Below are 20,402 nucleotides of genomic sequence, written 5' to 3'. Positions count from 1 at the left end.
CGGCTCCGGGGACGCCCCGCCCCCCGACGCCCCGGGTCCGGACGCCACGGACCCCCCGGCAGCAGCGCTGTCCGAGGGGTCCGTGGTCGGGTCGTCGTGGCGCACCCGGTCAGTGTGCCGTGGGCGGTCAGCCCCCCGGCGCCGCCGGGGCCGGTTGGCCGTTGCCGGTGCCGTTGCCGTTCCCGTTGCCGGGATTCCCGCCGCCGCCACCCGGCAGCGGGATGCCCGGGGCGGGCGTGGTGGTGGCCGGCGTGGACGGCGGCGGCGTGCTGGTGGTCGCCGGCGGTGTGGTGCTCGGGGCGACCGGGGTCTCCTCCGGCTCCGGCGCCGGGGCGCTGGTCGACGGCTGCGGCGGCGGGGCCGACGTCGTGACCGGAGGCGGTGCCGAGCTCGTCGTCTCCTCGGCCACGACGGTGCCCCGGTCGGCGTCGATCACCGGCTCGTCGGGCAGCGGCTCCTCCGGCGTCCCCGCCAGCACGGTGTCCATGAACTGCTGCCAGATCGCACCCGGCAGGCCGGACCCGTAGATGATGCCGCCGTCGGCGTTGACGATCGGCTCGCGGGCGTCGCTGCCCATCCAGACCGCGGTCGAGATCGACGGCGTGTAGCCGACCATCCAGGCGTCGGAGTTGTCCGTCGCGTTGAGGCCCTGGGTACCGGTCTTGCTGGCCACCGGCCGGCCGCCGTCCAGCGCGCGGCGCGAGTACTGGGCGACGCCCTCCAGCGCGTAGGTGACGTCGTTGGCCACGTCGGGGGACATGACCTGCTCCCCGGCGTCGCCGGTGAACTCCAGCAGGACCGCGCCCTCGTTGTCGGTCACCCGCGCGACGAAGAACGGCGCCCGCTCGACGCCGCCGGCCGCGAAGGTGGCGAAGCCGTGCGCCTGGTCGATGGTGCGCATCTCGTACTCGCCGATGCCGATGGCCGCGCCGGTGCCGCCGTCGGCGTTGGCGAGCACCTTGTTGCCCTCGAGGAACCCGCCCTGCCACGACTCGGGCAGGCCGGTCGCCTCCAGCGCCGTCTGGCGCACGTTGTCCGGACCGACCTCCAGGGCCAGCCCGTAGAAGGTGGTGTTCAGCGAGCGCGTCATCGCCTCGACGAGCGTGCAGTTGCCGCAGGAGGCGCCGCCGGAGTTGCGCACCGGCGCGTCCCGGTCGGGGAAGGTCTGCGGCGACGAGCCGTCCCGGCGGGACTCGACACCGATGCCCTGCTCCAGCGCGGTGGCCAGCACGTAGGGCTTCATCGACGAGCCCGGCTGCCGCTGCGCCTGGGCGTAGTCGGTGCCCGTGCCGTTCTGGCCGCCGTAGTAGGCCTTCACCGCGCCGGTGCGCGGGTCGATGGCCACGAGCGCCTGCCGGAGGTTGCCGGGCTGGCCGGCCATGACGTCGGCCACGCTGGCGAGCGCGGCGTCCTGCATCGGCTTGTCCACGGTCGTGGTGATGCGCAGCCCACCGGCGGACAGCTGCTGGTCGGAGTAGCCCTTGGCGCGCAGCTCGGCGAGGACCTCCTTGACGATCAGCCCCTCCGGACCGCTCGGGATGCCCAGGCTCGACCCGGTGCGGGGCAGCACCGGCGGGTAGACCGAGGCGTCCCGCTCCTCCTGGGTCAGCCAGTCCTCCTCGACCATGGCGTCGAGCACCCCCTCCCACCGGCTCAGCGCGCCGTCGGGGTTGACCTCCGGGTCGTTGTTGGAGGGGTTGCGGATCAGGACGGCGAGCACCGCGCCCTGCTGGGCGGTGAGCTGGCTGGCCGGCACGCCGAAGAAGGTGTTCGCCGCGGCCTCGATGCCGTAGGCGCCGCGGCCGAAGTAGATGGTGTTCAGGTAGTTCTCGAGGATCTCGTTCTTCGAGTACTGGTTGTCCAGCTTGATGGCCAGGAACAGCTCCTGGAACTTGCGGCTGAACGTCTGCTCGTGGCTGAGGAAGGCGTTCTTCACGTACTGCTGGGTGATCGTCGAGCCACCCTGCGTCGAGCCGCCGGTGATGTTGTTCCACGCGGCGCGCACGATGCCGGTGAAGGAGATGCCCGGGTCGGAGTAGAAGCTGCGGTTCTCCGCCGCCAGGATCGCGTTGCGCGCGGGCTCGGAGACCTGGTCGATGGTGACGTTGGTGCGGTTCTCGTCGCCCAGCCGGGCCATCTCGGTGACGCCGTCGGAGTAGTAGACGACCGTCGTCTGCGCGTTCTGCACGCTGTTCGGATCGGGCACCTCGGTCGTGGCGTAGACCACCCCGACGAAGACGCCGAGCAGCACGAACATGCCGAGGACGGCGGCGCCGAAGATCTTCAGCCGGCGACGCCGCCGCTGCTTCTTGGTCCGCGCGGGCTTGCCGCGCTTGCCGGCCGGTGGGCGGCCGCCCCCGCCACCGGAGCTGCCCGACCGGGACGCCGTCGTCCGGCCGCCACGGCCGGCGCCGGGACCGTTCCCGGCGCCGCCGGGACTGCGGCCGGCCGGCGGCCGGCGGTCGGGCCCGCCGCGCGGGCCGACCGGGGAGGTCTCGTCGTGGGGAGGCACGAGCGGGGCCCCTCTCTTGGTTCAGTCGGTGGGTCGGGACGCGGACGTCCCGGGACCCAGGGTGGCGTGTTCAGCTGTGGGTGCGGGGGAGGACCCGCGAGGGCGGCGACCGGCACTGGTCACACCCGGGGACAACGAGCGCGCCGCACCAGGGGTGCTGCGCGCCCGCCGGAGCTACTCCGTGGCCGCGCGCCGCCGGCCCCGGCGGGGCTGGCGGCCGGGCTCCGGCTCGGCGCCGAGGACGTAGGAGCTGTCCAGGTGGTTCCACCCGCAGCCCCGGCACACCTCGACGGCGTAGACGGAGAACTCCTCCTGCATGGCGTCCATCCGGGCCAGCTCGACCTCGGTCTTGGCCTGTCCGGAGACGTGCCCGAGGGCGTCGCCGTAGACGTAGTTCACCCTCGTCAGCCGCTCGCGACGGCACACCGGGCAGGCGACGTCGGTCGCCTCGCCGTGGTACTTCGCCGCCCGGGAGAGGTAGGTACTGGCGTCGCAGACCTCGAACAACCCGGTGCGCCCGGCGTAGACGTCGGCCAGGACGGCTCGCCGCTGCAGCGAGTAGTCCACGACGGATCGACGTCCGGGCACGGGCCAAATGTACGCACCGGGAGCGCCTGGCGGCGGTCCGCGAGGACCGGCCGGACGACCTCCCCGTTCACCCGGACGACGGTGGTCCGCCCCGTCCGTTGGCGGGCCGTACTCCGCCGGATGTATCGTCCCGATACATCGACCGGCGGAACGGTTGGGGGGGCGGAGTGCTCGAGTTCGCCATCCTCGGCCTGCTGCAACAGTCGCCGATGCACGGGTACGAGCTGCGCAAACAGCTCGCCCAGGTGCTCGGCGGCCTGCGCAGCATCTCCTACGGCTCGCTGTACCCCGCACTGAAGCGGTTGCACGCCGCCGGGTTGGTCACCACCGACGACCCCGGCCCGCGCGACCTGCTCCCGGCCGATGCGCCACCGCTCACCGGCCGGCGGGGGAAGGTGGTCTACACGATCACCGCGGAAGGCAAGGAGCGCTTCCAGGAGCTGGTCAGCCAGGCCGGCCCGGAGGCCTACGACGACGGAGGCCTCTTCGGCGTCCACCTCGCCTTCTTCCGGCACACCGCCGCCGACGTGCGACTGCGGATCCTCGAGGGCCGCAGGCGGACCGTCGAACGGCAACGGGACGGACTGCGGGCCTCACTGGCGCGGACCCGCGAACGTCTCGACCGCTACACCATCGAGCTGCAGCGTCACGGCCTGGAGTCGGTGGACCGGGAGGTCCGCTGGCTGTCCGAGCTCATCGACAGCGAACGTCGCGACGCCGCGACGGGGGAGGCCGGCCGCGACGACGCGACCGGCAGCCGCGACGAGCAGTCGCACGCGACCTGACCACAGCCCGCCGGGGCGCAGCAGCCGCCCCACACCTCGGACCGCCCGCGGTCCGTACCCGCGTCACACCGCGGACCGCCCCGGCGGCCGCACCGGAGGACCCCCCGGGGTCCGCGAGGAGGAGAGTCCATGGGAGCCGTCAAGGTCGCCATCGTCGGCGTCGGCAACTGCGCCGCATCGCTGGTGCAGGGTGTGCACTACTACCGGGACGCCGACGAGACCTCGTCGGTCCCGGGTCTCATGCACGTGCGCTTCGGCGAGTACCACGTGTCCGACATCGAGTTCGTCGCCGCCTTCGACGTCGACGCCAAGAAGGTCGGCCGCGACCTCTCCGAGGCCATCGTCGCCAGCGAGAACAACACCATCAAGATCTGCGACGTCCCGCCGCTCGGCGTGCCCGTCCAGCGCGGCACCACCCTCGACGGCCTGGGCAAGTACTACCGGGAGACGATCGAGGAGTCCGACGACGAGCCGGTCGACGTCGTGGCCGCGCTGCGCGAGTCCGGTGCCGACGTCCTCGTCTGCTACCTGCCCGTCGGCTCGCAGGAGGCCGCGGAGTTCTACGCGCAGGCCGCGATCGACGCCGGCGTCGCGTTCGTCAACGCGCTGCCGGTCTTCATCGCCGGCACCAAGGAGTGGGCGGACAAGTTCACCGCCGCCGGGGTGCCGATCGTGGGCGACGACATCAAGAGCCAGGTCGGCGCGACCATCACCCACCGGGTGCTCGCCAAGCTGTTCGAGGACCGCGGCGTCCAGCTCGACCGCACGATGCAGCTCAACGTCGGCGGCAACATGGACTTCAAGAACATGCTCGAGCGCGAGCGCCTGGAGTCCAAGAAGATCTCCAAGACCCAGGCCGTCACCAGCCAGGTCGACCGGGACATGGGCAAGGACAACGTGCACATCGGCCCGTCGGACCACGTGCCGTGGCTGTCGGACCGCAAGTGGGCCTACGTCCGGCTCGAGGGCCGCGCGTTCGGCGACGTCCCGCTGAGCCTGGAGTACAAGCTCGAGGTCTGGGACTCCCCGAACTCGGCCGGCATCATCATCGACGCCGTGCGCGCCGCGAAGATCGCCAAGGACCGCGGCATCGGCGGCCCGATCCTCTCCGCGTCGTCGTACTTCATGAAGAGCCCGCCGGTGCAGTACCGCGACAGCGAGGCCCGCGACCTCGTCGAGGCCTTCATCAAGGGCGACGTCGAGCGCTGACCCGCTCCTGCACCTGACGCGACAGGGCCCGCTCCCACCCGGGGGCGGGCCCTGTCGCGTCCCACCGGCGCGTGGGGGCCGCTCCGGCCCCCACCCGCTGCCTACGCTGACCGGCATGCCGCGCCGCCGTCGCCTGCTCGTGCTCGTCGTCGGGCTGGTGCTGGCGCTGCTGGCCGGCTGCTCGAGCGGGGGCGAGGGCGACCGGGAGGCCGGTGACCCGGTCACCGAGGACGAGGCCGCCCTGCTCGCCGGGCTGCTCGCCCGCAACGCCGAGGAGGGCGGCGCCGACTTCCTGGTCACCGCGCCGTACCAGGAGGGCGCGCTGCTCACCCTGACCGGCGAGGTCGACTTCACCGGCGGTGCGGGGCGGGCCCAGGCCGTCACCAGCTACGGCGACGGCCGGGCCGACGACGTCCGCACCGTCTTCTTCACGCGGGACCAGCTGTGGTTCGGCGACGTGCCCGGGCTGACCGAGGCGCTGGCCGCCAGCGGGCTCCCGGAGGCCGCGTACGTGCGCCGGCCCAGTGCCGCCGACGGGGAGCAGCCGCCGCTGACCGACGTCCTCGTGCTGCTGGTGCTCAACCTCGCCGCCGAGGAGGCCGACGACCCGGCCGCCTTCCGCGGGGGCGACTACACGTGGGAGGGCCAGCGCTCGATCGACGGCGAGCTCACCACGGTGTTCGGCTCACCGGCCGGCTGGCAGGTCGCCGTCGACAGCTCCAGCGAGCTGCTGGTGCAGTACCTGACCCGGCTGGCCGACGAGGACTTCGACGTCACGGTGTCGCTGAGCGACCACGGCGAGCGGGAGATCACGCCCCCGGCGGACGAGGAGAGCGTCGACGCGGCGGCGCACCCGGAGGTCGCGGCGGCGGTCGGGGTCTGAACATGCGGGAAGGGGCGGCCTCTTCCCCAGACCGCCCCTTCCCGACGTCCTTCCTACCAGATGTCGGCGTGCGGCGCTCCCCCGGACGGAACACCCGTCACCGGGGCACCGGCTGCCCCGATCGGGGTCGGGGGCACTTTCCTCAGTTGGCGGACGGGTCGGCCGGCGCCGTGGACAGCACGGCCAGCCGGCCGCTCTGCCGGCCCATGACCCGGCGCCACAGCTGCGGCCCGGCCAGGTCGCTGAGGACGTCGTCCGGACGGCCGGGCACGCAGGCCCACGCACCCTCGGCGATCTCCCCGGCCAGCTGGCCCGGCGACCAGCCGGCGTACCCGGCGAAGACGCGCAGCCCGGTGAGCCGGCCCTCCAGGGCGACCGGGTCGGCGTCGAGGTCGACCAGGTGGACGTCGCCGGCGACCCGCCGCAGCCCCTCGGGCTCGGCGTCCGCGGCCCGGCAGGTGGCCAGGCACAGCGCGGTGTCGGTCTCGCAGGGGCCGCCGACGTGGAACACGCCGGGCTCGACGGCGAGGTCGCACCAGCCGGGCAGCACGTCGCGGATCTCGACCTGGCTGGGCCGGCCGAGCACCACGCCCAGGGTGCCGGTGTCGTTGTGGTCGAGCACGTAGACGACGGTGCCGGCGAACGTCGGATCGGTCAGCGACGGCATGGCGACCAGCAGGGAGCCGGGGCGGACGTCGTCGACGGTGCCGATCGACAGCGGCGGGACCGCGTCAGCGCGACGCCGTCCCGTGGTCGGCCGCGCCTGGGGGCCGAACTCGGGATCGGGCGACGAGGGCACCGGATTCATCGCACCCAGTGTGCCCCACCCGGCGGCGTGCAGGCGGGTCGAGCCCCCCGCCGGAAGCCGCCCGGCAGGCCGTGACCCGACGCGGGGGAGACCGAACCGTAGGGTGACCGCCGTGCAGCCGGCGCCGACCACCGTCCGGCACCTGCTGGTGCGGGGGGACTTCCGCCGGCTGCTGGCCACCCGGCTGCTCTCCCAGTTCGGCGACGGCGTCTTCCAGGCCGCGCTGGCCGGCACCGTCCTGTTCAACCCGCAGCGGGCGGCCGACCCGGTCGCCGTCGCCGCGGGGTTCGCCGTCCTGCTGCTGCCCTACTCGCTGGTCGGCCCGTTCGCCGGCGTGTGGCTGGACCGCTGGAGCCGCCGCCAGGTGCTGCTGCGGGCCAACGTGCTGCGCAGCCTGCTGGTCGGCCTGGTGGCCGCGCTGATCGCCGCGGGGGTGTCCGGTCCCGGGTTCTACCTGGCCGGGCTGCTGGTGTTCGGCGTCAACCGGTTCGTGCTGTCGGCGCTGTCGGCCGGGCTGCCGCACACCACCGACGAGCCGTCGCTGGTGTCGGCCAACGCGCTGTCGACGACGGCCGGCTCGGTGGCCACGGTGATCGGCGGCGGCGCGGCGGTCGGCGTGGTCCAGGTGGGTGGCTCGGGCGACGCCGCGTACGCCCTCGTGGCGCTGTGCGCGGCCCTGCCCTACCTGGCCGCCTCGGCGGTCGTGGCGGGCTTCGACCGCCGGTACCTCGGCCCCGACCACATGCGCCGCTCGGCGCGCCTGTCGGTGGCGGAGGTGCTCGCCGGCATGGTCTCCGGGGCGCGCCATGCCGTGCGGATGCCACCCGTCGCCGCGGCGCTGGCCGCGATCAGCGTGCACCGGCTCTGCTACGGCTTCCTCAGCCTGATGACGCTGCTGCTCTACCGGAACACCTTCCCGTCGTGGGGGGCCTTCTTCCCCACCGGCCTGGTCGGGCTGGGGCAGGTGCTCGCCGCGGGGGCCGTGGGCACGCTGCTGGCCGCGGCGGTCACCCCGTGGGTCGTGCGGCGGATCGGCAAGCCGCGCTGGATCACCGGCCTGCTCGCCGGCGGCGGGGTGGCCCAGCTGGCGCTGGGGCTGCCGTTCATCCCCCCGACGGTCGTGGCCGCCGGGTTCGTGCTCGGCTTCGTCGGGCAGGCGGTGAAGATCTGCGTGGACACCACGCTGCAGGAGTCGATCGACGACGACCACATCGGCCGGGTGTTCGCCGTCCACGACACCCTGTTCAACGTGAGCTTCGTGCTCGCGCTGGTGGTCGCGGCGGTGCTGCTGCCGCCGTCGGGGGTCTCGCCCGGGATGCTGGCCGCGATCGCGGTGGTCTACCTGGCGGGGGCGGCGGGGTACGCGCTCACCACCCGTTCCCACTGACTGGAGTGCCACGGCGCGGAAAACGCGCCCCTCTCACTCCACTGGGACCCCGAGTGCCGCCGCGAGCTCGCCTCCGCAGCGCAGTGCCTCCTCCCGCAGCCGCCGGACCGGGAACCGCATGAGCCGGATCCCCGTCGCCTGGACGGCGTTCTGGCGGCGGACGTCGTGCTCCCAGTCGGCCGCGGAGAGGTGGAAGGCCGCACCGTCGGCCTCGGCGCCCACCCGCCGGTCGGGCCAGTAGGCGTCGAGGTGGTAGGCGCCGGCCGCGGTCTCCACCGGTGCGCCCCACTCGGGCTCGGGCAGCCCGCACAGCACGATCACCCGGCGCAGGTCGGCCTCTCCGACGGAGCGCATGCCCCGGGCCGCGTCCGTCACCGCGGCGCGCACCCACGGACCCGCCCGCCGACCCGCGGCGCGCACCTCGGCGGCCAGTGCGTCGACGTGCGCCAGGTCCCTCTGCAGCACCTCGGCGACGACGTGGTCGACGTCCTGCCGCCGGGGTGCGCTGATCCCGACGTCCACGGCCGCCCGGGCCGCGGACGTGGTGCGCAGGCCGGCCACGACGAGGTCGCCCATCGGCCGGCGGGTCTGGTGGACGACGACGAAGCCCACGGACTCCAGGTGCCGGCCGTGCGGCGCGGTCACCTGCACCAGCCCCGCGTCCGGCGGCTCGAGGTAGTGCCCGCGCACCCCGGCGACGCGGCTGCGGGCCAGCGGCTCGGTCACGCGGGCGCCGAGGAGCAGCAGCGCGCTGGTGTGCGACAGCCGCGACTCGGGGCCGGCCCACGCCAGGGCGGTCAGCAGGCGCTCCCGGCGGGTCAGCGCCCCCGAGTGCAGGACGACGACCCCGGGCACGGGCTCCTGCCACCGCCCGGAGCGCACGGCCCGCCGGATCCGGTCCTTGTCCACGCCCAGCCGCTGCAGGTCGCGCCGGTGGGCGACGGACGGGCCGGCATCTCGCATGCGGTCAGCGTGGCGCCCGCGACCGGCTCATCTGCGGTTGTCCACAGGCCCGCTCGTCCAGTGGAGTGGCAGGGGAGCGTTTTCCGCGCCGTGGCACTCCACTCCGACTAGCGGGTGGACCACCAGCGGCGCAGCTCCTCCTCGGCTTCCTCCGGCGCCAGCGGCCCGCGCTCGAGCCGCAGGTCCTTGAGGAAGCGCCACGCCTCGCCCACCTCGCGGCCGGGGCCGATCCCGAGGATCTCCATGATCGCGTTGCCGTCGAGGTCGGGGCGCACGCGCGCGAGGTCCTCGGCCGCGGACAGCTCGGCGATCCGCTGCTCGAGCGAGTCGTAGGTCGCCGACAGCGCCGCGGCCCGGCGCTTGTTGCGGGTCGTGCAGTCCGACCGCACGAGCTTGTGCAGCCGCGACAGCAGGTCGCCGGCGTCGGTGACGTAGCGGCGCACCGCCGAGTCGGTCCACTCGCCGCGGCCGTAGCCGTGGAAGCGCAGGTGCAGGAAGGTCAGCCGGGAGACGTCCTCGACGACCTCCTTGGGATAGCGCAGCGCGGTCAGCCGCTTGCGCACCAGCTTCGCGCCCACCACCTCGTGGTGGTGGAAGGAGACCCGCCCGCGCGGCTCGTGCCGGCGGGTCGCCGGCTTGCCGATGTCGTGCAGCAGCGCCGCCAGCCGGAGCACCAGGTCGGGCGACGGCGCGTCCGGGTCGGCCTTCTCCAGGGCGATCGCCTGGTCGAGCACGGTCAGCGAGTGGGCGTAGACGTCCTTGTGCTGGTGGTGCTCGTCGATCTCCATCCGCAGCGCGGACAGCTCCGGCAGGACGACGTCGGCCAGCCCGGTGGCCACGAACAGCTCCAGCGCCGCGCGCGGGGAGTCCTGCAGCAGCGTCTTCGACAGCTCCATCTGCACCCGCTCGGCGGTGATCCGGCCCAGCTCCCCGGCGAGGGAGGTCATGGCGGCGACCACCTCGGGGTCGGGCGTGAGCCCGAGCTGGGCGACGAACCGGACGGCGCGCAGCATCCGCAGCGGGTCGTCGGCAAAGGAGTCCTCGGCCGCCCCCGGCGTGCGCAGCCGCTTCACCAGCAGGTCGCCCAGGCCGCCGAAGGGGTCGGTCACCGTCCGGTCGGGGCCCAGCGACACGGCCATCGCGTTGACCGTGAAGTCGCGCCGGGCCAGGTCGTCGACCAGCGAGGTGCCCCAGGCGACCTCGGGGTTGCGCGACTCGCGGTCGTAGCGGTCGGCCCGGAAGGTGGTGATCTCGACGCGGACGCCGCGGATCTCCGCGCCCACCGTGCCGAAGGCGATCCCCTGGTTCCACGTGGAACCGGCCCAGCCGCGCAGCAGCTCCAGCACCTGCTCCGGCCGGGCGTCGGTGGTCACGTCGAGGTCACCGGGGACGGACGGACCGCCGGGGCCGGCGGCCGACAGCAGCGCGTCCCGCACCGACCCGCCCACCAGGTGCGCCTCGAACCCCGCGGCCCCGAAACGCTCGCCCAGCTCGCCCAGCACCGGGGAGACGTCGACCAGCTCCCGCACGGTCTGCTGGACGGCGGGCGGCACGGGCTCGACCGGGGGACGGCTCGGGGGGACGGCGGACACGACGAGCCAGAGTAGGCGACGGACCGTGCCGCCCCCGGGCGCCGGCTCCACCGGACGCGCCGGACGCGGCCCCGCTGCAGGGGGCGCCGCGGGCTCGTGCGCGGTGAGGGCAGCGGGGTCCTCCGTCCCGCAGCGCGGCTGTGTCCGCGCTCCCTGAGGTCTTCCCGTCCGCGCGCTACCCTCCTGACATGGCTGGGACGGGCGGGCGCGGACGCCCCGGCCGCCGGTTGCGCCGGGTCGACGAGACCTCCGCCGGGGGCCTGGTGGTCGCCGACGACGGTGTGCACGGGCCCCGTGCTGCCCTGATCGGCCGCACCGACCGCCGCGGCCGCCTCCTCTGGTCGCTGCCCAAGGGGCACATCGAGGAGGGCGAGACCCCCGAGGACACCGCCGTCCGGGAGGTCGCCGAGGAGACCGGCATCATCGGCGAGGTCCTCGCCCCGCTCGGGATCATCGACTTCTGGTTCGTCGCCGACGGCCGGCGGGTGCACAAGACGGTGCACCACTTCCTGCTGCGGGCCATCGGCGGTGCGCTCTCCGACGCCGACATCGAGGTCACCGAGGTCGCCTGGGTCCCGCTCGACGAGCTGAGCGCCCGGCTCGCCTACGCCGACGAGCGAGCGCTCGTCGAGCGTGCGCCGGCACTGCTCGCCGACAGCGCGTGAGCCGGCCGGCGACCTCCCGCACAGGCACCGCCCCGAGCCCCGGGACGACGAGCGCCGGCGAGGAGGTGTCGTGAGCCGACCCCGCGCCACGGCCGACGCCGCCCCGGCCCTCCTCCGCGCGCTGCTGGCCGCGCTGCTCGCCGTCCCACTGCTGGTGCTGCCCTCCCCGGCGGCGGCCGCGCCCGGCGACGGGACCAGCGAGGACGACGCCGCCGACCGCCCGGTGCGCATCGAGATCACCCGGCTGGACCCCGCCACCGTCACCCCCGGCGCGGCGATCACGCTGGCCGGCACCCTCACCAACACCGGCGACGAGACCCTCGCCGACCTCACCGTCCGGCTGCAGCGCGGGGAGGCCTTCGGCACCCGCCGCGCCCTGCTGGCCGCCGACAGCGACCCCGATCCGGCGACCACCGTCGCGGCGGACTTCCAGCCGCTCGCCGGCACGCTGGCCCCCGGCGACACCAGGGAGTTCTCCTACACGACCACCACCACCGACCTGCAGCTCGGCGGTGACGGCGTCTACCCGGTGCTGCTCAACCTCAACGGCACCACCGACGGCGGCGGGCAGAGCCGGATCGGCGAGCTGGCCACCTACGTCGTCCAGCAGTCCGCGCCGCCGCTGACCGGCACCTCCGTGGCCTGGCTCTGGCCGATCACCGAGCCGTCGCACCGCGACGCCGAGGGCGAGTTCGTCGACGACGGCCTGGCCGAGGCCGTCACCTCCGGCGGCCGGCTGGACCGCGCCCTGGCCGCCGTCGAGCGCATCCCGGACGGCGTCCTGCCCGACGGGCAGCCGACCGGGACGCCGGCCGCCCGGGTGACGCTCGCCGTCGACCCGGCGCTGGTCGAGGAGCTCACCGTCATGGCCGCGGGCCCCTACGCCGTGGGCGAGGGCGAGGGCACGGGCACCGAGGACGCCGCGGCCTTCCTCGAGCGGCTGTCCGCGGCCGCCGCCGAGCACCCGGTGCTCGCCCTGCCCTACGGCGACGTCGACGTCGACGGCCTCGTGGCCGCGGGCCTGGGCGCCGTCGTGAGCCGCGCGCTCCCGGCCGGCGGAACGGCCCAGGCCCGGCCCGCGACCGACGGCCAGGCGCCGCCCGCCGGCGGCGCCGAGGACGAGGACGGCGCCGAGGCGGGCGCCGGTGCGCGCATCCTCCGCGACGCCCTCGGCGTCGAGCCGCGCACCGACGTCGCCTGGCCCGGGGCGGGCGGGCTGCGCCCCGAGACCCTCCAGGTGCTCGCCGACGGCGGCGTGGACACCGTCGTCGTGCCCTCCTCCGGCCTGGCCGACGGCGACCGCGCGCTCGGCCTGGACGGCACCCCCGCCACCGCGCGCAGCGACGTCGCGGGCACCGGCACGGCCGCGCTGGTCGCCGACAGCGGCCTGGCCCAGGTGGTGGCCGGGGCCGACAGCGCGGCCGGCGGCGCCCGGATCGCCGGGCAGCGCTACCTCGCCGAGCTGGCGCTCGTGGCCGCCCGGGGCGCGACCGACCCGGTCGCCGTCCAGAGCGTCCTGGTCGCCCCGCCCCGCGGGCTGGACGTCGACCCCGCCGGCGCCGCCGCCATGATCGGCGCCACCGTGCAGCTCCCCGGGCTGCGCTCGGCGACCCTCGCCGACCTGCTGTCCGCGCCGGCCGCCGACACCGGCGGCCTGGCCGAGCCCGGGGAGCCGGCGCTGGACGGTGCGGCCCTGGCCGACGTCACCGCCGCGCTGGCCGTGCGGGACGACATCGCCGGCGCCGTGGTCGGCGACCCGGCCGTCGCCCTGGCCCCGCAGGACGCCGCGGTCGCCCGGGCGACCTCGCTGGCCCGGCAGGACGATCCCGACGGCGCCCGGGCCGCCGCGGCCGACCTGCGGCGCGCCCTGACGGAGCTGCGGGGCGCGGTCACGCTGCTCGCCCCGGCCGACGGCACCTACAGCCTCGCGTCGAGCGACGCGCCGCTGGTGCTCACCGTCCGCAACGACCTGCCGTTCGCGGTGCGCGTGCTGCTGGACGTGCGCACCCGCGGCAACGTGGGCCTGACCGTGGCCGACATCGGCGCGCAGGAACTGGCGCCGGGGGAGCGCACCGTGCTCCAGGTGCCCACCGAGGTGCGCCAGTCCGGCCGGTTCGGGGTCACCGCGACCATCACCACGCCCGACGGCGGCGCGCTCGGCTCCCCGGTCGAGCTGCAGGTCACCAGCACCGCCTACGGCGTCATCTCGCTGATCATCACGATCGGCGCCGCCGCCCTGCTGGGGCTGCTCTTCCTGCGCCGGCTGGTCCTCTTCGTGCTGCGCCGCCGGCGCGGCACCCCCGGGGACGAGGAGGACCGCTCCGTCCCGCCCGAGGGCGCCGCCGTGCCGCTGCCGCCCACCCGGAGCCCCGTGTGAGCGCCGAGCGCCCGCTGCCCCCCGTCCCCCCGGCCGGCCCCCGGACCGACGGGTCCGACCGGTCCCCGGGTGGACGGCGGGCCACCCGCAGCCCGCTGCCCCCGCCGCCCTACCCGTTCGCGCCGGCGCCACCGCCGGCGGCCGGTCCGCCCAGCGGCGGGCGGCCGCCCGTTCCGCCGCCACCCCCGCCGGTGCGCCGTGAGCCGATCCAGCACGCCCCCGCCGAGCCGCCCGCCGTCCCCCGCGCCCGGCCGCTGCCGCCGGTTCCGCCGCCCCCGCCGCGCAACCGCTGGCTGCCCGGGCCCGACGACACCCAGCTCATCCCCGTCCTCCCGCCGGTGCCGGCCACCGACGAGACCGACGAGGAGGTCGAGCAGCGCGACGGCGCCCCCGGCGCCAGCCGCGGCATCCTCCGGGCCGCCGGCACGATGGCGGTCGCGACGCTGGTCTCCCGCGTCACCGGCCTGCTGCGCACGATGGTGCTCGCGGCGGCGCTCGGCGTCGGCCTGGTCAACGACGCGTACAACACCGCCAACACGCTGCCCAACATCGTCTACGAGCTGCTGCTGGGCGGGGTCCTGACCTCGGTCATCGTGCCGCTGTTCGTGCACGCCCAGGAGCGGGACCGGGACGGCGGCGTGGCCTACGTCCAGCGGTTGTCGACGATCGCGGTGGTCGGCCTGGTCGGGGTCACCGCGCTCGCCGTCCTCGCCGCGCCCCTGCTCACCCGGCTGTACGGCATCGAGGGCGACCCCGAGCAGGTGCGGCTGGCCAACTGGCTGGCCCGGATCCTGCTGGTGGAGATCGTCTTCTACGGCATCGGGGCGCTGGCCACCGCGATCCTCAACTCCCGCGGCGTCTTCGGGCCCCCGGCCTGGGCGCCGGTGCTCAACAACCTCGTGGTGATCGCGACCGGCTTCCTGTTCGTCGCCTCCGCGGGTCCGGGCGGCCTCACCCCGGCGACGATCACCCCCGGGCAGGTCTGGCTGCTCGGCGGGGGGACGACGCTCGGCATCGCGCTGCAGGCGGTCGTGCTGCTGCCGCTGCTGCGCCGCGCCGGCGTGCCGCTGCGGCCGCGCTGGAGCCTGCGACGGACGGGGCTGCGCGAGGCCGGCTCGCTGGGGCTGTGGGTGATCGCCTACTCGGCGGTCAGCGCGGTCGGCGTCGCCGTCGCCACCCGCACCGCCAACGCCGCCGGCCGCGAGGGCGAGCTGGGCTCCAGCGCCTTCGCCATCGCGAGCCTGCTGTTCCAGATGCCCTACGGGATCATCGGCGTCGCCCTGCTGACCGCGCTGCTGCCGCGGATGAGCCGCGCCGCCGCCCGCGACGACGTCCCCGGGGTCGTCCGCGACCTCTCGCTGGGCACCCGGCTGTCGGCGCTCGGGCTGCTGCCGGTGACCGCCGTGCTGTCCGTGCTGGGGCCGGCGCTGGCCACCGTCGCCTTCGCCCGCGGCAACACCTCGGTGGCCGACGCGCGCGGCATCGGCGTCGCCCTCGCCGTCGGCGCCTTCGGCCTGCTCCCGATGGCGGTGACGCTCCTGCAGCTGCGGGTCTTCTACGCCACCAAGGACGCGCGGACGCCGACGCTGATCCAGATCGGCATGGTCGCCGTCCGGGTGCCGCTGCTGCTCCTGGTGCCCGCCGTCGTCGACGCCGAGTACGTCGTCGCGGGGCTGATGCTCGTCACGAGCCTGACCTACGTGGCCGGGTGGGTGCTGGGCCACGTGGCGCTCACCCGCCGGCTCGGCGCCCTCGACACCGGCGCGACGCTGGGGCCGGTGGTGCGGGTCACAGCCGCGTCGGCCGCCGCTGCGCTGGTCGGCTGGGTGGTGGTCCGCCTCTGTGACGACGCGCTGGGCACCTCGCTGGCGGGGTCGCTCGGCACCCTGCTCATCGGTACGGTGGTCATCGGTGTCGCGGCCCTGGGCGGGTCCGTCGTCGCCCGCGTCCCGGAGGTCACCGGGCTCCTGGCCTCGGTCAGGGCCCGGGGAGGACGCCGGTGACGCCCCCACCGCCCGCGGCGGCACCCGGGCCGGGGCATCCGGGCCGCCGGAGAGCTGGGGAGAAGGAGGCGGCGATGACCTCCACGATCACCGGGCTCCCCGACCGCTACCGCCCGCTCGACGAGGTCGGCCCCGAGGAGACCACCGCCACCGGCGTCATCCGCTGCTGGCGGGCCAAGGACCGCGTGCTCAACCGCGACGTCGCCATCCGGGTGCACACCCCCGGGGGGCCGGCCGCCCGTGACTGGATCGCCCGGGCGCTGACCGCCGGCGGGCTGGCCACGCCGGCGCTGGCGATGGTCTACGACGCCGCCGAGGGCACGGGGGACGCCGCGTCGGCCGCCTACGTGGTCAACGAGTGGATCGAGGGCCAGACGCTCGCCGAGCGGCTGGCCGCCGGCCCCATGGACGAGCGCGAGGCGCGCACCGTGCTGCGCCGGCTGGCCGAGGGCGTCGCCGAGGCGCACCGCGTGGGCCTGGCCGTGGGCGGGCTGTCGCCCGACACCGTCGTCCTGCGCCCCAACGGCCTGGTCGGGCTGCGCGCCGTGCCCGCCGCCAGCGGAACGATGCAGGGCGACATCGCCGCGCTGGGCGAGCTGCTGGAGGGCTGCCTCACCGGTCACCGGCCGGGCGGCACCGCCGGCCGGCCGCCGGCCATCGTCCAGCCCGACCTCGCCGCGCTCGTGCGCCGGGCCCGGTCCAGCGAGCCCGGCACCGGGCTGGCCAGCGCCGCCGCCATGGCCGCGCTGCTGGCCGAGCGGCCGCGCAGCGCCTCCACCTACGCCGCCCAGCCGGTCCGCGGCACCGGCGAGAGCGACAGCGGCTGGCTGCGCCGGCTGCGGGAGCGCGCCGAGGACGACGACCGCGGGGACGCCCCCGTCGACGACGACCCCGCCCCCACCCAGGCCGGCGGTGGCCCGCGCCGGCTGGACCCCGCGGCGCTGCCACCGGTCCCGCCGGCCCGCGCGGGCGAGGAGCTGCTGCCGCTGGACGACGAGGACGACGGCTCCGCCCCCGCCGGCGACGAGGAGGAGGCCACCCCCGGCCGCCGCAAGCTGCTGGTCGTCGGGCTGCCGCTGGCCGCCCTCGTCGTCGTGGTGCTGCTGGCCTGGTGGGTGGGCAGCAACCTGCTCTCCGTCGCCGACTCCGTCGACGGCGACGGCACCGGCTCGACGCCGCCGTCCTCCTCGGTCCCGGCACAGGCGCCCGAGACCGCCGAGCCGGCTCCCGGCGACGCCCCGGCCGCCACCATCGTCGGCGCCGAGCTGGTCGACCCCGAGGGCGACGGCGCGGACAACCCCGAGGACGTCCCGGCCTCCTTCGACGGCGACCCCGCCACCGCCTGGTCGACGGTCGACTACTTCAACCGGCCCGACTTCGGCGGTCTGAAGGACGGCATGGGGGTGCGCTACGACCTCGGCGACCCCACCGCCCTGGCCGGGGTCACGATCACCACGAACACGCCGGGCATCAGCGTCGAGGTGCGCACGGGCGACCTCGCCGACGGCGACGTCGACAGCTACCCGGTGGCCGCCTCCGGCACCGTCGACGGCACCGCCGAGCTGACCTTCCCGGAGCCGGTCACCGCCCGCTACGTGCTGGTGTGGATCACCGAGCTGGTGCCCAGCGAGGGCGGCTTCGCCGGCGACCTCGCCGAGATCGCCCTCCAGCCGGCCGGCTGACCCGCGGGGGCGCCAGGGGTGCTGGCGCGGGAATCTGGCACCTACGATCCTCGTTGTGCCGCCCGTGACGAACGACCACCAGCCCACGCCCGGCCCCGCGGTGACCGACGAGGTGCAGCACCCGGCGATCCCGCCGGCCGAGCACGACGGCGTCCGCGACCTGGTCATCATCGGCTCGGGCCCCGCCGGGTACACGGCGGCCATCTACGCCGCGCGGGCCAACCTGCACCCGCTGGTGTTCGAGGGCTCCCAGTTCGGCGGCGCGCTGATGACCACCACCGAGGTGGAGAACTTCCCCGGCTTCGCCGAGGGCATCCAGGGCCCGCAGCTCATGGACGACATGCGCACGCAGGCCGAGCGGTTCGGCGCCGAGCTCGTCGCCCGGGACGTCACCGAGGTCGACCTCACCGCCAACCCGAAGATCGTCAAGGTCGGCGACGAGGTGACCCGCGCGCACGCGGTCATCGTGGCCACCGGGTCGAAGTACCGGTACCTGGGCCTGGACAACGAGCAGCGGCTGCTCGGCCGCGGGGTCTCGGCCTGCGCGACCTGCGACGGCTTCTTCTTCCGCGACCAGGACATCGTGGTCGTCGGCGGCGGTGACTCGGCGATGGAGGAGGCGACCTTCCTCACCCGGTTCGCCAAGACCGTCACGGTGGTGCACCGGCGGCAGGAGCTGCGCGCCTCGAAGATCATGGTGAAGCGCGCGCAGGACAACGAGAAGATCCGCTGGGCGCTGGGCAAGCAGGTCACCGACGTCCTCGGCGACCAGACCGTCGACGGCGTCCAGCTGACCGACGTGGAGTCCGGCACCACCGAGACCGTGCCGGTGTCGGGCATGTTCGTGGCCATCGGCCACGACCCGCGCAGCGAGCTGTTCGTCGGCCAGCTGAAGCTGGACGACGCCGGCTACATCCAGGTCGACCACCCGACCACGCGCACCAACATCGACGGGGTCTTCGCCTGCGGCGACGTCGTCGACCACATCTACCGCCAGGCGATCACCTCGGCCGGCACCGGCGCCTCCGCCGCGATCGACGCGGAGCGCTGGCTGGCCGAGACCTTCGGCGAGCGCTGAACGCGGGCATAGAACCACCCGTCCACCGGTTGCAGCCGGTGGACACCCGTAGACCTCTGAGGGAGTACGACCATGGCAGGCAACACCGTGACGGTGACCGACGCGAGCTTCGCTGACGACGTGCTGGGCAGCGACAAGCCCGTGCTCGTCGACTTCTGGGCGGAGTGGTGCGGCCCGTGCAAGATGGTCGCCCCGGTGCTCGAGGAGATCGCCGCGGAGCACGGCGACAAGCTCACGATCGCCAAGCTCAACATCGACGAGAACCCGCAGATCGCCCGCGACTACCAGGTCATGTCGATCCCGACCATGACCGTGTTCCAGGGCGGCAAGCCGGTCAAGAGCATCATCGGCGCCAAGCCGAAGGGCGCGATCCTCTCGGACCTGTCCGACTACATCCAGTGAGTCGCCCGTCCCCTGAGGGACGAGTACGCAGCGTCACCAGGGCCCACCCGGCCACCCCGCCGGGTGGGCCCTGACGCGTCCGGGGCCGGTCGGGCGTGCCCCCGGTGGGCCGCGGGGCCGGACGAGGACGACAATCGTCGACGATGGCAAGCGACAGCGTCATGCACCCCCTGGGACCGGGCGACCGCGGCCCGGCCGTCGCCGACGTCCACGCCGCCCTGCGCAGCCTCGGGCTGCTCGACGGCGACGGCCGGCCGGGCGACGGCGACTCCGCCGACGCGGTCTACGACCAGGCCACCGAGCTCGCCGTCCGGCACTTCCAGCAGGTCCGCGGGCTGTCGGTCGACGGCCGGGTCGGCGAGGAGACCTACCGGGCACTGTCGGAGGCGCGCTGGTCGCTGGGCGACCGGCTGCTGCACCACGACCCCGAGCGGCCGATGCGCGGCGACGACGTCACCAACCTGCAGGAGCGGCTGCTCGAGCTCGGCTACGACGCCGGCCGGGCCGACGGCATCCTCGGCCCCGAGACCGAGGCCGGCCTGCGGGCCTTCCAGCGCGACTACGGGCTGACCGCCGACGGCACCTGCGGCCCGGCGACCCTGCGGGCGCTGCGCCAGCTCGGCCGCAAGGTGACCGGCGGACGCCCGCAGCTGCTGCGGCAGAGCGCCTCGATGGTGGAGAGCGGCCCGCACCTGATCGGGCGGCGCATCGTCATCGACCCCGGCCACGGCGGCGACGACCCCGGCTTCACCGAGGGGGAGACCACCGAGGCCGACCTCGTGCTGGACCTCGCCTCCCGCATCGAGGGGCAGCTGGCCGCCGCGGGGGCCACCGTCTACCTGACCCGCGGCCGCGAGCAGGACCCGTCGGCCGCCGAGCGCACCGCGTTCGCCAACGACGCCCGCGCCGACCTGTTCCTCTCGCTGCACATGGACGCGCACGGCTCCGAGCACGCCCGCGGGGTGGCCAGCTACTACTACGGCACGGGCACCGGGACGTCGTCCACGGTGGGGGAGCAGTTCGCCCACCTGGTGCGCCGCGAGGTGGTGGCCCGCACCGGCATGCTCGACCTCGGCGGTCACCCCAAGACCTGGGACCTGCTGCGGATGACCCGGATGCCGGCCGTGCGGCTGGACTGCGGCTACCTCTCCCACCCGGTGGACCGGTTGCTGCTGCTCGACGCCCGGCTGCGCAGCACCGTGGCGGCCGCCGTGCTCGCCGCCGTCCAGCGGCTGTTCCTGCCCGCCGAGGCCGATCCGCCGACCGGCACGTTCGTCCTCCCCGCGAAGGTGTAGCCCGGCGCCGACCCTGCGCTCCGCCAGGCATAGGAGGCTTTACGCACGTTCCCGCGCCCGAAGCGTGCGTGAAGCCTCCTATGCCGCGGGAGGATGACCCGCGGCCCGGTCGGACTCGCGGCGCCGGCCGGTGACGCGCCACCGCCGCGCGGTCGCTCCCGGCGACACTGGAC

Annotated in this window: 16 protein-coding genes; 11 read left to right on the top strand and 5 right to left on the bottom strand. The window is 75.3% G+C overall.

Going from position 1 to position 20,402, the window contains the following annotated elements; translation table 11 throughout:
* Positions 1–127: 127 nt before the first annotated feature.
* Positions 128–2,512, bottom strand: coding sequence for a transglycosylase domain-containing protein (locus tag ACI79R_RS00630; protein WP_456571631.1), 2,385 nt, complete (start codon positions 2,510–2,512; stop codon positions 128–130).
* A gap of 174 nt (positions 2,513–2,686) precedes the next feature.
* Positions 2,687–3,100: a DUF5318 family protein gene (locus ACI79R_RS00625; RefSeq protein ID WP_456571630.1), complete on the bottom strand. Its 414-nt coding sequence runs from the start codon at positions 3,098–3,100 to the stop codon at positions 2,687–2,689.
* Between the two features lie 167 nt (positions 3,101–3,267).
* Here ACI79R_RS00625 and ACI79R_RS00620 point away from each other — a divergent pair, with 167 nt between their 5' ends.
* The 3 genes from ACI79R_RS00620 (at position 3,268) to ACI79R_RS00610 (ending at position 5,977) form a co-directional block, all read left to right on the top strand.
* On the top strand, positions 3,268–3,885 hold the full coding sequence (locus tag ACI79R_RS00620) for a PadR family transcriptional regulator (RefSeq protein WP_456571629.1): 618 nt from the start codon (positions 3,268–3,270) through the stop codon (positions 3,883–3,885).
* 129 nt (positions 3,886–4,014) lie between these two features.
* Positions 4,015–5,094 carry an inositol-3-phosphate synthase gene (locus tag ACI79R_RS00615; protein WP_456571628.1) on the top strand — a complete coding sequence of 360 codons (1,080 nt, stop codon included), beginning with the start codon at positions 4,015–4,017 and terminating at the stop codon, positions 5,092–5,094.
* Positions 5,095–5,209: 115 nt separating this feature from the next.
* The gene (locus ACI79R_RS00610) at positions 5,210–5,977 is read left to right on the top strand and encodes a hypothetical protein (protein ID WP_456571627.1); all 768 of its coding nucleotides are present in this window, start codon (positions 5,210–5,212) and stop codon (positions 5,975–5,977) included.
* A gap of 142 nt (positions 5,978–6,119) precedes the next feature.
* Here ACI79R_RS00610 and ACI79R_RS00605 read toward each other — a convergent pair whose 3' ends face one another.
* The gene (locus tag ACI79R_RS00605; protein WP_456571626.1) at positions 6,120–6,785 is read right to left on the bottom strand and encodes a YqgE/AlgH family protein; all 666 of its coding nucleotides are present in this window, start codon (positions 6,783–6,785) and stop codon (positions 6,120–6,122) included.
* 103 nt (positions 6,786–6,888) lie between these two features.
* On the opposite strand from ACI79R_RS00605, the gene ACI79R_RS00600 reads away from it, so the two are divergent.
* The gene (locus tag ACI79R_RS00600) at positions 6,889–8,172 is read left to right on the top strand and encodes an MFS transporter (RefSeq protein ID WP_456571625.1); all 1,284 of its coding nucleotides are present in this window, start codon (positions 6,889–6,891) and stop codon (positions 8,170–8,172) included.
* A gap of 33 nt (positions 8,173–8,205) precedes the next feature.
* On the opposite strand, the gene ACI79R_RS00595 is transcribed toward ACI79R_RS00600, so the two are convergent.
* On the bottom strand, positions 8,206–9,135 hold the full coding sequence (locus ACI79R_RS00595; RefSeq protein ID WP_456571624.1) for a hypothetical protein: 930 nt from the start codon (positions 9,133–9,135) through the stop codon (positions 8,206–8,208).
* A gap of 107 nt (positions 9,136–9,242) precedes the next feature.
* A complete protein-coding gene (locus tag ACI79R_RS00590; protein ID WP_456571623.1) occupies positions 9,243–10,727 on the bottom strand; it encodes a CCA tRNA nucleotidyltransferase in 1,485 nt (494 codons plus the stop codon).
* A 188-nt stretch (positions 10,728–10,915) separates the two neighbouring features.
* Here ACI79R_RS00590 and ACI79R_RS00585 point away from each other — a divergent pair, with 188 nt between their 5' ends.
* The 7 genes from ACI79R_RS00585 to ACI79R_RS00555 all read left to right on the top strand — a co-directional run bounded on the left by ACI79R_RS00585 (position 10,916) and on the right by ACI79R_RS00555 (position 20,229).
* Positions 10,916–11,392, top strand: coding sequence for an NUDIX hydrolase (locus ACI79R_RS00585; protein WP_456571622.1), 477 nt, complete (start codon positions 10,916–10,918; stop codon positions 11,390–11,392).
* A gap of 70 nt (positions 11,393–11,462) precedes the next feature.
* Positions 11,463–13,769, top strand: coding sequence for a DUF6049 family protein (locus ACI79R_RS00580; RefSeq protein ID WP_456571621.1), 2,307 nt, complete (start codon positions 11,463–11,465; stop codon positions 13,767–13,769).
* Positions 13,766–15,772: a murein biosynthesis integral membrane protein MurJ gene (gene murJ / locus ACI79R_RS00575; RefSeq protein WP_456571620.1), complete on the top strand. Its 2,007-nt coding sequence runs from the start codon at positions 13,766–13,768 to the stop codon at positions 15,770–15,772. Before ACI79R_RS00580 ends, murJ begins: the two co-directional genes overlap by 4 nt.
* 74 nt (positions 15,773–15,846) lie before the next feature.
* Positions 15,847–17,454 carry a protein kinase family protein gene (locus ACI79R_RS00570; RefSeq protein WP_456571619.1) on the top strand — a complete coding sequence of 536 codons (1,608 nt, stop codon included), beginning with the start codon at positions 15,847–15,849 and terminating at the stop codon, positions 17,452–17,454.
* A gap of 55 nt (positions 17,455–17,509) precedes the next feature.
* Positions 17,510–18,532, top strand: a complete 1,023-nt coding sequence (trxB, locus tag ACI79R_RS00565; RefSeq protein ID WP_456571618.1) for a thioredoxin-disulfide reductase — start codon at positions 17,510–17,512, stop codon at positions 18,530–18,532.
* 72 nt (positions 18,533–18,604) lie between these two features.
* Positions 18,605–18,934, top strand: coding sequence for a thioredoxin (gene trxA, locus ACI79R_RS00560; protein WP_456571617.1), 330 nt, complete (start codon positions 18,605–18,607; stop codon positions 18,932–18,934).
* A gap of 143 nt (positions 18,935–19,077) precedes the next feature.
* Complete coding sequence (locus ACI79R_RS00555; protein WP_456571616.1) at positions 19,078–20,229, top strand: N-acetylmuramoyl-L-alanine amidase; 1,152 nt, start codon at positions 19,078–19,080, stop codon at positions 20,227–20,229.
* The last annotated feature ends 173 nt before the right edge of the window (positions 20,230–20,402 follow it).

Source organism: Blastococcus sp. SYSU D00820 (assembly GCF_054050695.1).
Note: the sequence above shows the minus strand (reverse complement) of the source record. Positions and strands in the feature narration are given on the sequence as shown.